13 protein-coding genes are annotated in these 14786 nt (G+C 58.5%); 5 read left to right on the top strand and 8 right to left on the bottom strand.

From position 1 onward, the window contains the following. Positions 1-6 precede the first annotated feature (6 nt). Both CKW18_RS15860 and CKW18_RS15855 read right to left on the bottom strand, forming a co-directional pair. Positions 7-1197: an efflux RND transporter periplasmic adaptor subunit gene (locus CKW18_RS15860; RefSeq protein ID WP_095189656.1), complete on the bottom strand. Its 1191-nt coding sequence runs from the start codon at positions 1195-1197 to the stop codon at positions 7-9. Positions 1198-1246: 49 nt separating this feature from the next. Beyond that, positions 1247-2494: a TolC family protein gene (locus CKW18_RS15855; RefSeq protein ID WP_095189655.1), complete on the bottom strand. Its 1248-nt coding sequence runs from the start codon at positions 2492-2494 to the stop codon at positions 1247-1249. A 411-nt stretch (positions 2495-2905) separates the two neighbouring features. On the opposite strand from CKW18_RS15855, the gene CKW18_RS15850 reads away from it, so the two are divergent. The 4 genes from CKW18_RS15850 to CKW18_RS15835 all read left to right on the top strand — a co-directional run bounded on the left by CKW18_RS15850 (position 2906) and on the right by CKW18_RS15835 (position 5951). Beyond that, positions 2906-3580: a heavy metal response regulator transcription factor gene (locus CKW18_RS15850; protein ID WP_095189654.1), complete on the top strand. Its 675-nt coding sequence runs from the start codon at positions 2906-2908 to the stop codon at positions 3578-3580. Continuing rightward, entirely contained in the window at positions 3577-4983 is a 1407-nt protein-coding gene (locus CKW18_RS15845; RefSeq protein WP_095189653.1) for a heavy metal sensor histidine kinase, read from the top strand. The genes CKW18_RS15850 and CKW18_RS15845 overlap by 4 nt, the downstream gene beginning before the upstream one ends. 255 nt (positions 4984-5238) lie before the next feature. Beyond that, the gene (locus tag CKW18_RS15840) at positions 5239-5577 is read left to right on the top strand and encodes a type II toxin-antitoxin system Phd/YefM family antitoxin (protein WP_008083736.1); all 339 of its coding nucleotides are present in this window, start codon (positions 5239-5241) and stop codon (positions 5575-5577) included. Next, the gene (locus CKW18_RS15835) at positions 5574-5951 is read left to right on the top strand and encodes a type II toxin-antitoxin system VapC family toxin (protein WP_095189652.1); all 378 of its coding nucleotides are present in this window, start codon (positions 5574-5576) and stop codon (positions 5949-5951) included. The genes CKW18_RS15840 and CKW18_RS15835 overlap by 4 nt, the downstream gene beginning before the upstream one ends. Before the next feature lie 371 nt (positions 5952-6322). Here CKW18_RS15835 and CKW18_RS15830 read toward each other — a convergent pair whose 3' ends face one another. From CKW18_RS15830 to CKW18_RS15805, 6 genes are read right to left on the bottom strand one after another with little or no spacing between them, the layout of a single operon-like run. Then, positions 6323-8065, bottom strand: coding sequence for an ABC transporter substrate-binding protein (locus tag CKW18_RS15830; protein WP_042559890.1), 1743 nt, complete (start codon positions 8063-8065; stop codon positions 6323-6325). Between the two features lie 48 nt (positions 8066-8113). Next, positions 8114-8386, bottom strand: coding sequence for a DUF2160 domain-containing protein (locus CKW18_RS15825; protein ID WP_095189651.1), 273 nt, complete (start codon positions 8384-8386; stop codon positions 8114-8116). Between the two features lie 10 nt (positions 8387-8396). Further along, complete coding sequence (locus CKW18_RS15820; protein WP_003192012.1) at positions 8397-9197, bottom strand: carbohydrate ABC transporter permease; 801 nt, start codon at positions 9195-9197, stop codon at positions 8397-8399. A 9-nt stretch (positions 9198-9206) separates the two neighbouring features. Beyond that, a complete protein-coding gene (locus CKW18_RS15815) occupies positions 9207-10073 on the bottom strand; it encodes a carbohydrate ABC transporter permease (protein WP_095189650.1) in 867 nt (288 codons plus the stop codon). Beyond that, positions 10070-11179, bottom strand: a complete 1110-nt coding sequence (locus tag CKW18_RS15810) for an ABC transporter ATP-binding protein (protein WP_095189649.1) — start codon at positions 11177-11179, stop codon at positions 10070-10072. The genes CKW18_RS15815 and CKW18_RS15810 overlap by 4 nt, the downstream gene beginning before the upstream one ends. Beyond that, positions 11179-12273, bottom strand: a complete 1095-nt coding sequence (locus CKW18_RS15805) for an ABC transporter ATP-binding protein (protein WP_095189648.1) — start codon at positions 12271-12273, stop codon at positions 11179-11181. Before CKW18_RS15805 ends, CKW18_RS15810 begins: the two co-directional genes overlap by 1 nt. A 382-nt stretch (positions 12274-12655) precedes the next feature. On the opposite strand from CKW18_RS15805, the gene CKW18_RS15795 reads away from it, so the two are divergent. Beyond that, positions 12656-14494 carry a sigma-54-dependent Fis family transcriptional regulator gene (locus CKW18_RS15795; RefSeq protein WP_095189646.1) on the top strand — a complete coding sequence of 613 codons (1839 nt, stop codon included), beginning with the start codon at positions 12656-12658 and terminating at the stop codon, positions 14492-14494. Positions 14495-14786 lie beyond the last annotated feature (292 nt).

The raw sequence follows: 14786 nt of genomic DNA, 5'->3' as shown, positions 1-14786 counted from the left end.
CCAGAATTAATGACTGTGCTCGGCCGAGGCTTTGCCCAGTTCCGACTTGAGGACGAAGCTGCCGGCGCTGGCGACTTGCGCGCCGGCCTCCAGGCCTTGGGTGATTTCCACCTGCCCCGCCGCGCGACTGCCCAGCTCTACCGCTTGCGCTTTGAAGCCGTCGTCGGTGCGCACAAACACCGTGGGTTTGTCCTCGACGGTCTGGATTGCGGTTTCCGGCACCGCGACTTGCGCCTGACGGCTGTCGGTCGCCACCAGCGCGGTGACGAACAGGCCGGGACGCCACGAGCCTTGCGGGTTTTCCAGCGTCACGCGAACGGTTGCAGTGCGGGTTTGTTCGCCGAGTAAACTGCCGACATAAGCCACGCTGCCAGCCACTTCAGCGTTCAGTTCGGGTGCGCTGACGGTGACCGTTTTACCCACTTGCACCTTGTTCAGATCCTTGGGCGAAACACCGAAGGTCACCCACACCCGCGACAGATCGGAGAGCGTGAATGCCGCTGTGCTTTCATCGACCACCTCGCCCGGCGTCAGGTGTTTTTCCACCACCACACCATCGAACGGTGCACGCAGCTCGTAGCGATTGCCGCCGGTGGCGACCACGCTGCCGCTGAGCACGCTGATTTTTTGCCGGGCGTTGCTCACGGCAATCTCAGCCTCCTCCAATGCCTGACGAGCCTGGAGAAAATCCTGCTCGGCAGAAATCTTGTCCTGCCACAGCTTCTTTTCGCGCTCATAGGTGGTGCGCGCCAACGCCAAACGCCGTTGCGCGGCCGCTTGCTCGCTGCGCTGATCGGAGATCTGCTGACTGGCGATGACAGCCAGCAACTGGCCCTTCTTCACCGATTGGCCGAGGTTGACTGCCACCGATTCGACCACACCGGGAACACGCGGCACGACGTGGGCGGTGCGGTCTTCGTCGAAACGCACTTCGCCGGGGAACGGCAGGCCGAGGCTGATGTTTTGCGGTTTCGCTTCAGCCAGTTGAATGCCGGCGGCGGTGATCTGCTCGGCGGTCAGTTCGATGTGCCCTTCTTCGTCATGCTCGCTTTCAGCGGCGCCCTCCTGCGCATGATCGGCGTGATCCGCCGCTTCATCGGCATGCGCGTCGATGGACGCGTTGCCCGACCACATCGAGCCTACACCAATGCCCAGCGCCAACGTCGCCGCAGCGGCCATAATCAGTTTTTTGTCCATGGAAACTCCTCTGCGCCGTGCCATCGCGCAGTGCTCAAAAAGATGAAATTCAAGGGCTGACGGCGAGCTCGCCGAAGATCCGTTCGATGCGTACGCGGGCGTCGGTGGCTTCGCTGACGGCCTGGATGTATTGGCTACGCGCGGCGATCAGCGTGCGCTGCGCATCGAGTACATCGAGGAAGCCAAACTTGCCCATTTCGAACCCGCGCGTGGCGCTGTCCACCGCACGTTGCGCGGCGGGCAGGATGGTCTGGTTGAACGCGCTGACTTCGCCGTTGGCGGTCTGCCATTGCGCCAACGTGGTCTGGATCTCCGTGCGCAAACGCAGTTCGGTGGCGTTGCGCAGATCCCGTGCCTGATCGGTGCGACGCGCGGCGGCCAGCACGTTGCCCTGATTGCGGTTGAACAGCGGAATCGGCATCGACAGTCCGACCACGTTGACCCGTTCGCGCTCGGTTTCGCTGTATTGGCTGCCCAGGCTTACGGTCAGGTCGGGGATACGCTGGGACTTTTCCAGGCCCAACGACGCTTCGCGTTGATCGATCTGTAGTTTGGCCAGACGCAACTCGGCGGTTTCGTTAAGACGATCAAGCAGTCGGGCTGGCGGTGGCACGACGGCGAGCCTTTGCGTGGCGGCTTGTACATTTGTCGAGGTCGGCAACGGTGCGCCCATGACCTGCGCCAATTGTTGGTAGGCGTTGGCCTGGTCACGTTCGGCGCGGCTCAGCTCAAGGCGCACTTCCGAGAGTTGCACCTGCGCCCGTGTGCCTTCGACGGGCGAGGATTTGCCGGCCTCAATCCGTCCTTGCGCAACGCGCAAACCGTGCTCGGCCAATTGCATGGATTGGCGGGACAACTGCAAGCGCTGTTGCGCAGTCTGGGCGCTGTTGAACGCTTGAATCACATCGGCGCGCAAGGCATTGCGCTTGCGCTCCAGCTCAATGCCGGCGGCGTCCTGTGCACGGCTGGCGACATCGATGCGGGCACCACGTTTGCCGCCCAGTTCGATCGGCTGGCTGAGCATCACTGTGGTGGTGCGCGAATCGCGGCGGGTGTCTTCGGCCTCCCACGAGACTTCAGGGTTGGGGATCAGGCCAGCCTGTTTGCGGTCACCCTCGGCGATGCCGATTTCCCATTGCGCAGCGGCCAGATCCGGGTTGCCGGCGAAGGCGCTGTACAGGGCTTGATCCAGCGTCAACGTCGAGGCATTCGCCACGCTGGCACTGACCAATAACAGCAGGCCGCCGAGTGTTTTTTGCAGGCGTGATCGCGCCGTCAGTTCAATTAAACCGGGCAATGGCAGACTTCCTTTATTCAAGAATCTTTGATGCCGTCACGGTAGGGTTTTGAACTTATCGACAAGGTGACTGGAACATTACAAATCCGTTATCCACGGTTTGTACAAGTTGATTTGATCTACGATGCGGAGTGCCAACAGCGTTGTAGCAATACATCGAAACAAATGCTCTGCAGTTATCCGCCGAACAGTACTTGCCGGAATCAAAGTCGTAGGAAACTCGACCCTTATGCTGCGACAGCCTGTCGCAGACAGCCGATTTAAAGCCGTCAAGCGTTGACTCCGTAGTCACTTCAGCCTTTACCGTGCACGCCATTCATTGATTGAACTCCGTCCGGAAGTCCTTACAAAAACAACAACTATCCCGGCCACCTTAATTAAATATCCATTAAATATAAGTGGTGAAAGATCATGCGAATCCTTGTCGTCGAGGACGAGCTTAAAGCTGCCGAATACCTGCATCAGGGTTTGACCGAAAGTGGATATGTGGTTGACCACGCCGCCACCGGCGCCGATGGTTTGCACCTGGCGCAACAACAGGCCTATGACCTGATTATTCTCGATGTGAACCTGCCCGAACTGGACGGCTGGGGCGTGCTGGAACAACTGCGCCGCACTCACTCCACTCGGGTGATGATGCTCACCGCGCGCGGACGTCTGGCGGACAAGATTCGTGGCCTCGATCTGGGCGCCGACGACTATCTGGTCAAACCGTTCGAGTTCCCCGAACTGCTGGCGCGGGTGCGCACCTTGATGCGTCGCAGCGAAAACATTCCCCTGCCGCAAGTGCTGAAAGTCGCGGACCTGGAACTCGACCCGGGCCGCCATCGCGCGTTCCGCGGTGCGCAGCGCATCGACCTGACCACCAAGGAATTCGCCCTGCTGCATCTGCTGATGCGCCAGTCCGGCGAAGTGCTGACCCGCACGCAGATCATTTCGCTGGTATGGGACATGAATTTCGACTGCGACACCAACGTGGTCGAGGTGTCGATCCGCCGGTTACGGGCGAAGATCGATGAGCCGTTCGACAATAAGTTGATCCACACCCTGCGCGGCGTCGGCTATGTGCTGGAGGCGCGCGAATGAAGCCCGCCAGCCTGTCGATGCGCCTGGGATTGACGGTGAGTATTCTCGGTGCGCTGCTGGTGGTGTTTCTGGCGATCCTCGCTTATTTCGCCCTGACCCATGAACTGAATGCGCTTTCCAGAGACAGCCTTGAAAAGAAAATGCAACAGGTCGAACACAGCCTGTCGCTGTACGTCGACGCCAACGAAATCAGCGGTAAACCGCATATTTTGCTCGATCAGGTAATGGGCCACGACAACCTCACGCTGACCATTTACGACCGCCTCAATCAACGCTCGCCGCTGCTCAAATCCGGCTCTGGCCTGGCCGATCCACGGGTTGAATTGAAGGCGGTTCGCGCGACCACAGATCAGTTGGCCTACAGCGACAGCACCGACACTGACGGGAAGAAATTCCTCACCGCCTCCAAACTGATTCGCCTCAAGGACGGCAACAGCGTGCCAGTGCTGTTGTCGGTGGATAACGCCCACGATGAGGCGTTGCTCAGCGCCTACTTGCGCTCGACGCTGATTGCCTTGCCGCTATTGCTGGTGTTCATCGGCCTCACGGCGTGGGGCGCGGTGCAACGCGGACTGGCGCCGATGCGCGAGTTTCGCAAGGTCGCGGCGATGGTCTCGACCCAGGATCTCGATCATCGGCTGTCGGTGGTGGACATGCCACAGGAGCTGAGCGAACTGGCGCACGGCATCAACTTCATGCTGCATCGGCTGGATGCCGGGGTGCAGCAGTTGTCGCAGTTTTCTGATGATCTGGCCCATGAGTTACGCACGCCGATCAATAACCTGATGGGCAAGGCGCAAGTGACCTTGTCCCGCGAGCGCTCGGTGGAGGAATACAAGGATGTGCTGGTGTCATGCACCGAAGAACTGGAACGTGTAGCGCGGATAGTGTCGGACATGTTGTTTCTGGCGCAGGTGAGTCATCCGTCGGCGCTGGCGCCGTTTGAATCGGTGGCGCTGGAGGTTGAAGTGACGAAAGTGGCGGAGATGTTTTCGTTGTCAGCGCAGGATAAGGGCATTCATTTGAACGTGGTCGGGAGCGCGACGGTGCTGGGTGATCGGCTGATGATTCAGCGGGCGATTTCCAATTTGTTGTCGAATGCTTTGCGGCACTGCCCCAACGGGAAAACCGTCACGTTGTTGATAGAACAAGGGGCGACGCACACGTCGTTGCTAGTGAGCAATCCCGGCGCCGGGATCGAAGCGGCGCACTTGCCGTATCTGTTTGACCGCTTCTACCGCGTTGATAGCAGTCGCTCAAGATCGCAGGGCAGCACCGGATTGGGGTTGGCGATCGTGCGCTCGATCATGAGCCTGCATCAGGGGGTGGCGGAAGTTAAGAGCTTGCCGGGGGTAATGACGGTGTTCCGCCTGGGCTTCCCCACCACCGAATCATCCGTGTAGGAGCTGCCGCAGGCTGCGATCTTTTGCTCTTGTTTTTAAATCAAGATCAAAAGATCGCAGCCTGCAACAGCTCCTACATAGATTTTCGGACATCGTGTCGGCCGATATTTTCGTACGATTTTTTACCGATTTGCTCCCGTCCCCACACAAACGCCGAAAGCTCTCGCCGCAACCTCCGTTTTGTCCTACAGCCAGTTTGAGTACATAGCTCTATGGTGGAGGCATGGCAGATGGAAAACCGACGAGAGGCTAAAAATGAACAGGGATATCGTTTGCGAATGGGCTGAAGAAGTCTATGGTTTGGCAGCGTTGAAATATTCTGGCTATATTTGTCCAGAATACAGGGGTGAGCTGATGATCATCGTTCCGCTGGCTGAAGCCAAAAACAATTTATCCAAACTCGTCGATGATGCCGCTGCTGGCCAAGTCATCACGATTGCCAAGCATGGGCGGGCGATGGCCCGCCTCGTTCCCGTAGGAAAACCCAGCGCTCAGCGTATTGGCGCAATGAAAGGCAAACTGGTGTTGCCCGACGATTTCGACTCACCATTGCCCGATGACATGCTTGATGCATTTGAGGGCACTCAAGTATGAGGCTTCTGCTCGACACGCACATTTTGCTCTGGACGCTCAGTGATGACGCCAGACTGTCCGGCAAAGCCAGAAAATTGATTGAGAACGCCGCCGAAATCTACATCAGCGCCGCCACCTTCTGGGAAATGGCGATCAAGGTCGGGCTCGGCAAGCTGAATGTTGATCTGGAAGAACTCCGCCAATATTGTCTCGACAGTGGCTTTATCGAACTGCCAGTGACTGCAGAGCACGCCATCGCCGTTAAGGATCTTGAGCACCATCACCGTGATCCGTTTGACCGCATTATCGTGGCCACAGCAATGACCGAACCGATGAAGTTGCTCACGGCTGATCCTTTGGTTGCTCGGTACACCGATCTGGCTGTTTTAGTCTAACCACCGCCCCTGAACCTGTGGGAGCCAGCCTGTTGACGATGGCGGCGGGTCAGTCGATAACAATGTTGAATGTCAGACCGAATCGCTGGCAAGCCAGCTCCCACAGTGATCTGCGGCGTGCCCGGAGTTTGTGAACATCACAGAAACCTGTGGGAGCCTGGCTTGCCAGCGATGGCGGTGGGTCTGTCGATATCAATGTTGAATGTCAGACCGAATCGCTTGCAGGCAAGCTCCCACAGTGGTTTCGGGTGCACTCGGAATTTGTGAGTGACTCAGAAACCTGTGGGAGCTTGCCTGCAAGCGAAAGCGGTAGATCAGGTGCCAAAAAAAACGGCACCTCGCGGTGCCGTTTGCCTTTCACATTTCAGCGTTTACTTACGCGCATCCGCCCACGATTTCAGCAGTTCGTTGTAGCTGACGGTCTCGCCCTTCGGCTTCTCGTTAGCCAGTTTCGGTTTCGGTGCGCCCGGCTGGTCAAACCAGTATTGCGCATCGCGTTCCGGGTTCATTTTTGGTGCGCAAGTGGCTTGGGCCTTGGAGCGTTCGAGGCGCGTCATGATCGCGTCCTGATCTTTCGCCAAGCCATCCAGCGCCTGTTGCGGAGTTTTCTCGCCGCTCGCTGCTTCCGCGATATGGCTCCACCACAATTGCGCCAGACGCGGGTAGTCCGGCACGTTGGTGCCGGTAGGCGACCATTGCACGCGGGCCGGGCTGCGGTAGAACTCGACCAGACCACCGAGTTTCGGCGCCAGATCGGTCATGGCCTGCGAGTTGATGTCCGACTCGCGAATCGGTGTCAGACCGACAATGGTTTTTTTCAGCGAAACAGTTTTCGAGGTCACAAACTGCGCGTACAGCCACGCCGCGAGTTTCTGTTTCTCAGGCGTGGATTTCATGAACGTCCACGACCCCACATCCTGATAACCGAGCTTCATGCCCTCTTCCCAATACGGCCCTTTAGGCGACGGCGCCATGCGCCATTTCGGCGTGCCGTCGGCGTTGACCACCGGCAGGCCGGGTTTGGTCATGTCGGCGGTGAACGCGGTGTACCAGAAAATCTGCTGGGCGATGTTGCCCTGCGACGGCACCGGCCCCGACTCGGAGAAGGTCATGCCCGCCGCTTCCGGTGGCGCGTAGGCCTTGAGCCAGTCGACGTATTTGGTGGTGGCAAACACTGCCGCCGGGCCGTTGGTGTCGCCGCCGCGGGTCACGCTGGAGCCGACCGGGTGGCAGTCCTCGACGCGAATCCCCCACTCGTCCACTGGCAAACCGTTGGGCAGGCCTTTGTCGCCGCCACCGGCCATGGAGAACCAGGCATCGGTGAAGCGCCAGCCCAGCGACGGGTCTTTCTTGCCGTAGTCCATGTGCCCGTAAACACGTTTGCCGTCGATTTCCTTGACGTCTTCGCTGAAGAATTTGGCGATGTCTTCATAGGCCGACCAGTTCACCGGCACGCCCAATTCATAGCCGTACTTTTCCTTGAACTTGGCTTTCAGATCCGCCCGTTCGAACCAGTCGGCACGGAACCAGTACAGGTTGGCGAATTGCTGGTCGGGCAGTTGATAGATCTTGCCGTCCGGCGCCGTGGTAAACGAGATGCCGATGAAGTCCTTGAGGTCGAGGGTCGGCGAGGTGAAGTTCTTGCCTTCGTTAGCCATCAGGTCGGTGATCGATTCGGTCTTGCCGTAGCGAAAGTGCGTGCCGATCAGGTCCGAGTCGTTGACCCAGCCGTCGTAGATATTCTTGTCGGACTGCATCACCGTCTGCATTTTTTCCACCACGTCGCCTTCTTGCAGCAGGTCGTGGGTGAGCTTGATCCCGGTGATTTCAGTGAAGGCCTTGGCCAGCACCTTGGACTCGTATTCATGGGTGGTCAGGGTTTCCGAAACCACCTTGATGTTCATGCCGCGAAACGGCTCGGCCGCCTTGATGAACCACTTCAATTCTTCCAGCTGCTGTTCGGCCGTCAGGGTCGACGGTTTGAATTCACTGCCGATCCATTTTTTCGCAGCGTCCTCGTAGGCATCGGCCCAGGCAGATGCGCTCAAACCACTGAGTGCCAGCATGGCTGCCAATGAAATGCTATGTCGCAGCTTATTGTTTTTGTCGAACATAGAGACCTCCTGTTTAGGATTTCGGAGCACGATTGTCGAGCGACTCGACTAGCCCCAACGCATCACAGCCAACAGCCACACCAGGGACAACGCGGACGCGACCCAGATGCTCCAGTCGGTGGCGCCGATGACCAGCAAATGCAGGTAGGCGCTGCCGAGAAGACCGATAAACAAGCGATCGCCACGGGTGGTGGCAATCGGCAGAAAACCTCGCCGCAGAATGCTCGGCGAGCGCAATTCCCACGTGGTCATACCCGCCAAAATCAGGCCGATGACGATAAAGAATGCGGCTGTAGGTGTCGTCCAACTCATCCATTCCATCATCAGCTCCTCAGACCCGACCGAGGGCAAAGCCCTTGGCCACGTGGTTGCGAACAAACCAGATCACCAGCATGCCCGGCAGAATGGTCAACACCCCCGCCGCCGCCAGCACGCCCCAATCGATACCCGAAGCCGAGACCGTGCGGGTCATCACCGCCGCGATCGGCTTGGCGTTGACCGAGGTCAGCGTGCGCGCCAGCAGCAGCTCGACCCAGGAAAACATGAAGCAGAAAAATGCCGTGACGCCGATCCCGGAGCCGATCAACGGGATGAAAATCTTCACGAAGAACTTGGGAAAACTGTAGCCATCAATGTAGGCGGTTTCGTCGATTTCCTTCGGTACACCCGACATGAAGCCTTCCAGAATCCACACCGCCAACGGCACGTTGAACAGGCAATGCGCCAATGCCACGGCGATGTGCGTGTCAAACAGGCCAATCGACGAATACAGCTGGAAAAACGGCAGCAAGAACACCGCCGGCGGCGCCATGCGATTGGTCAGCAGCCAGAAGAACAAGTGCTTGTCGCCGAGAAAACGATAGCGGGAAAACGCATAGGCTGCCGGCAACGCCACACTCAGGGAAATCACCGTGTTCAGGCTGACGTAATACAGCGAGTTCAGATAACCGGTGTACCAACTGGGATCGGTGAAGATCACCTTGTAGTTCGCCAGCGTGAAATCCTGTGGGAAAAGCGTCAGGCCGCCGAGGATTTCGGTGTTGCTCTTGAAGGACATGTTCAGCAGCCAGTAGATCGGCACCAGCAGGAACAAGATGTAGACCAGCAACGGAATCAGCTTTCTTTTGCTCATGGCCGGGCCTCAGCGGTTGGCGTCGGAGTGCGTCATGGCGGTGTAGAACAGCCAGGACACCAACAGGATGATCAGGAAGTACACCAGCGAGAAAGCCGCTGCCGGACCGAGATCGAATTGGCCTACGGCCATTTGCGTCAACGTCTGACTCAAGAAGGTCGTAGCGTTACCCGGCCCGCCGCCGGTGAGCACGAACGGCTCGGTGTAGATCATGAAGCTGTCCATGAAGCGCAGCATCACCGCGATCAGCAGCACGCTCTTCAACTTGGGCAACTGAATGTGGCGGAACACCGCCCAGGCCGAAGCCCGATCAATTCGCGCGGCCTGGTAATACACGTCGGGAATCGCCCGTAGCCCGGAGAAACACAGCAGCGCCACCAATGAAGTCCAGTGCCAGACGTCCATCACCAGCACCGTGACCCAGGCGTCCATGGTGTTGGCCGCATAGTTGTAGCTGATGCCCATGGCATTAAGACTGGAACCGAGCAGGCCGATGTCAGCGCGGCCAAAGATCTGCCAAATGGTGCCAACCACATTCCACGGAATCAGCAGCGGAATCGCCAGAATGATCAGTACCAGTGACGACCAGCGGCCCTTGGTCGGCATGGTCAGGGCGACGGCGATGCCCAGCGGGATTTCGATCAACAAGACGCAGGCCGAGTAGATGAACTGCCGTAGTAGCGAGTCGTGCAAACGCGGATCGAGCAGCACTTGCTTGTACCAGTCGGCACCGACGAAATAACGGCTGGACTGGTCGAAGATGTCCTGCACCGAATAGTTGACCACGGTCATCATCGGGATCACCGCACTGAACGCCACCAGCAGGAACACCGGCAACACCAGCCACCAGGCCTTGTTGTTCTGCACCTTGTTCATGGCTGCACCTCATCGTCGGCTTCGAGCAGAAACTCATCGGCATAGACCATCAGCCACTGCGCCGGAAAACTGATGTACGCGGTGCCCTGCGGCACCGGTTTGTCTTCCGCCAGACGCACTTTCAGCGGCGCGCCATCGAGGTCGAGGGTCATGATCTTGTAGGTGCCGAGGTCTTCGACGTGTACGACCCTGGCCTGCATCGCGTCGTCAAACGGCTCGTCCCACACATGAATAAACTCGGGGCGGATACCGACCTTCAGATTTTTCCACTGGCCGTGTTCGATATGGCGTTGCATGGCGTCGGACAACGGCAAGTGGGTCGAGGCGAAACCGACGCCGCCGGGCTGCGGCTGCACGTCGATCAGGTTCATGCCGGGGCTGCCGATGAAGTAGCCGACAAAGGTGTGGCTCGGCCGCTCGAAGAGTTCGCGTGGCGTGCCGAACTGGACGATCTGGCCGCCGTACATCACCGCGATCTTGTCGGCGAAAGTCGAGGCCTCCAGTTGATCGTGGGTGACGTAGACCATGGTGATGTTGAACTGCTCGTGGATCTGTTTGAGCTTGCGCCGCAGTTTCCACTTCAGGTGCGGGTCGATCACCGTCAGCGGTTCATCGAAGAGGATCGCCGAGACGTCGTCACGCACCAGCCCACGGCCCATGGAGACTTTCTGTTTCTCGTCGGCGGTGAGGTTGCGGGCCTTTTTGCTCAGCAGGTTTTGCAGGTCGAGGACCTCGGCAATTTCCTGCACCTTGCTGTGCACTTTCGCCTCGGCCATGCCCTGATTGCGCAGGGGAAACGCGAGGTTATCGAACACGGTCATGGTGTCGTAAACCACCGGAAACTGGAAAACCTGAGCGATGTTGCGCTTCTCCGGCGAGAGGTCGTTGACCGCTTTGCCGTCGAACAACACATGACCCTGCGAGGGGCTGAGCAGGCCGGAAATGATGTTGAGCAAGGTCGACTTGCCGCAACCCGAAGGCCCAAGCAAGGCATAGGCGCCGCCCTGTTCCCAGACGTGATCCATTTCGCGGATCGCGTAATCCTCCGCGCCGCCGGGGGTTTTGCTGTAGCTGTGGGCGAGGTGTTGCAAACGGATTTCGGCCATCAGGCAACCCTCGCGACACGCCGCCCCGGTGCTTGCACCAGACGGCCCTGCGCATCGAAAACGAACAGTTTGTGGGTCGGGATGTAAATGCGGATCGGCGCATCGACGTCGTATTCGTGAACGCCGGGCAGGTGCAGCACCAACAGGAAATGCTCGTTGCGCACGTGCAGGAAGGTTTCCGAACCGCTGATCTCGGCGACTTCGACGGTGACCGCCAATTCCAGATCGTCATCGTTGCTCGGCACCAGCGAGATATGGCTGGGGCGCACGCCGAAGCGGAACTCGCCCTCGCCCACCGGGCGCAGGTCAACGTTCAACGGGAAGTGGACGAAGTTGGCAAAACTGACTTCATTGCCGGCAATTCGCCCCGGCATCAGATTGATTGGCGGTTCGGAAAACAACTCGGCGGCCAGCACGGTTTGCGGCTGGTGGTAAACCGAGGTCGACGGGCCGCTCTGGATCACCCGGCCTTCGTGAAGAATGGTCGTGGTGCCGCCCAGCGCCAACGCTTCGTTGGGCTCGGTGGTGGCGTAAATCGCAATGGTGTGGCGCAGCTTGAACAGCTCGCGCATTTCCTGACGCAGTTCTTCGCGCAGTTTGTAGTCGAGGTTGACCAGCGGCTCGTCGAACAGGATCAGTTCGGCATCCTTGACCAGCGCCCGGGCCATGGCCGTGCGTTGCTGCTGTCCCCCGGAAAGTTCCAGCGGGTAGCGCTGCAGAAACTTCTCGATGCGCAGCATCTTCGCGGTTTCCTGCACCTTGCTGTGGATGATCTCTTTCGACACACCGGCCTGGCGCAACGGCGAGGCGATGTTCTCGAACACGGTCATCGTCGGGTAATTGATGAACTGCTGATAGACCATCGACACGTTGCGCAACCGCACCGGACGTTGGGTGACGTCGACGCCGTTCATCAGGATGCGGCCGCTGTCGGGCTTGTCTAAACCTGCCATCAGGCGCATCAGGCTGGTCTTGCCGGACAAGGTGCGCCCGAGCAAAACGTTGAAGGAACCGGGTTCGAATTTCAGGCACGCATCGTCGATCCAGGTCTGGCCTTCGACGGTACGGCAGACGTGCTCCAGGGTGAGTGACATGGCTCGGCCTTTTTATTATTGGAGTCAAGCGACCTGTGCACGGGAGCGACATTCGTGCCAGAAATGGCAAGTGGTTGATTTGTCGTGAAAATCGTTGAAACAGTAGGGAAACGGCGTTCAGAGCTGAACACATTTGAACAGTTGGGCGATTGACAATGAACAATAGTGAACAACACTCTATGAACGCTTTTTGCCCGATCCTGAAGACGATACAGATCCCTGTGGGAGCGAGCCTGCTCGCGAAAGCGGTGTGTCAGTCGATGCAATTGTGTCTGATAGACCGCTTTCGCGAGCAGGCTCGCTCCCACATGGGGATCTGTGTTGTGTTCAAGAGATGGGTTCATAACAACAATAAAAATCGCCGCATCAGAGGCTGACCGCCATGGCCGCACCTGCCCCGCCGCTGTCCCACGACGCGATCGTCCAGTGTTCCTGGCAACGCTGCCGCGCGTTTGGTCTCGACCATCAAAGCGCCCCGGCCTTCGATCAACTGCCCGCCGCCGGCATTGCGCAATTGCTCGACAGTCAGCACTCGCTGGTGCAGACCACCCACCAGGAAGTGCTGCCGTATTACGAGAACATCCTCAGTAATTCCAACTGCCTGATCATGCTCGCCGACCATCAGGGCCAGGTGCTGACGTCGTGGGGCACGCAGCGTTTTATCGAACCCAGTCTGGCCCGGGGTTTTCAGGCAGGTGCAAGCTGGATGGAACGCTGCAGTGGCACCAATGCCATCGGCACTGCGCTGGCCTGTGAGCAGGCGGTACACATTGAACACGATGAGCATTTCCTCAAGGCCAACCGTTTCATGACCGGTTCCGCCGCACCGATTTTCGATGCCGAGCGCAAGGTCATCGCCGTGCTCGACGTGTCCAGCGACAGCTATCTGCCGCCCTCGCACACCTTGGGCATGGTCAAGATGATGAGCCAGACCGTGGAAAACCGGCTGATTCTCAACCTGTTTCATGGCCAGCACTTTCAACTGACCTTCAACACCGGGTTGAACAACCTCGACAGCCAATGGGCCGGGTTGCTGATTTTCGATGAGAGTGGCCAGGTGCTGTCGGCCAATCGCCGCGCAGACAATCTGTTGGGCGTGCGCTTGTCGCGGGTCAGCGTTGAGAGCCTGTTCAAGGTGTCGTTGCTGGAGTTGATCAATCAGCCTGAAGGTTTGCCGTTCGCCTTGCAGACCTCCGGGCGTAACCGTTTTCAGTGTTTGCTGAAGCGGCCGAAACAGGCGTCGATTCAGGCGCGAGTGTTTACTGCTGAGCCTAAACCCGCCGTTTCAACAGGGATCAGTCTGAACACCCTGCACTTTGGCGACAGCCGTGTGGAAAAAGCGGTGCGCCAGGCTGAGCGCCTGTTGGAAAAAGACATTCCGCTGCTGATCCATGGTGAAACCGGGGTCGGCAAGGAAGTCTTCGTCAAAGCCCTGCATCAGGCCAGTTCGCGCAGCAAACAAGCGTTCATTGCCGTCAACTGTGCAGCGATCCCCGCCGAACTGGTGGAATCCGAGCTGTTCGGCTACGAGAAAGGCGCGTTTACCGGTGCCAACCAGAAAGGCAGCATCGGCCTGATTCGCAAAGCCGACAAAGGCACGCTGTTCCTCGATGAAATCGGCGATATGCCGCTGCCGACGCAGGCGCGGCTGTTGCGGGTTTTGCAGGAGCGTTGTGTGCAGCCGGTAGGCAGCAGTGAGCTGTTCCCGGTGGATCTGCGGATCATCTCGGCGACCAACCGCTCGCTACGCGAACAGGTGCAACTGGGGCGTTTCCGCGAAGATTTGTATTACCGCATCGGTGGCTTGACCCTGGAGTTACCGCCCTTGCGCGAGCGCAGTGACAAAGAGGCGCTGTTCAAACGGTTGTGGGAACAGCATCGCGAGCCAACGCAGTGGGCGGGGTTGAGTCGCGAAGTGTTGGAACTGTTCGATAAGCATCCATGGCCGGGGAATTTGCGTCAGGTCAGCAGCGTGATGCAGGTGGCGCTGGCGATGGCTGAGGAGCAACCGGTGCGGCCGGAGCATTTGCCGGATGATTTTTTTGTCGATCTGGAGATGGAGCCGGTGGAGAGCGTGCAGCCGCTGGGGCTGGATTTGAATGATGTTGAAGCGTTGAATCGGGAGTTGAAGGCGGCCGGGGGGAACATTTCGCACTTGGCGCGGCGGTTGGGGGTTAGTCGCAATACGCTTTATAAGCGGTTGCGGCAGATGGGGGATTGAGAGCGCAGATCAAAAGATCGCAGCCTTCGGCAACTCCTACACGGTGTACGCAATGCCACTGTAGGAGCTGCCGAAGGCTGCGATCTTTTGACTTTGAAAACTAAATAAACGCAGTGCGCATTACGAATACGCCGACTCAATATTTGTCGTTGAAGCAGCAGCCAAGAGAGTGTCAGATTTTTTGTGTGCGGGCCGGTAATGGCCTGCCGTCAGGCAGGCCGGGTTTTACCAGGTCGGCCTGATAAATCGATCTCCGTACAGAATCGCAAATTGGTTCATCGCACTCTTCCAG

Source organism: Pseudomonas sp. Irchel 3E19 (assembly GCF_900187585.1).
Classification (GTDB): Bacteria; Pseudomonadota; Gammaproteobacteria; order Pseudomonadales; family Pseudomonadaceae; genus Aquipseudomonas; species Aquipseudomonas baetica.
The sequence above is the reverse complement of the archived record's forward strand: the minus strand, read 5'-3'. Positions and strand labels throughout refer to the sequence as shown.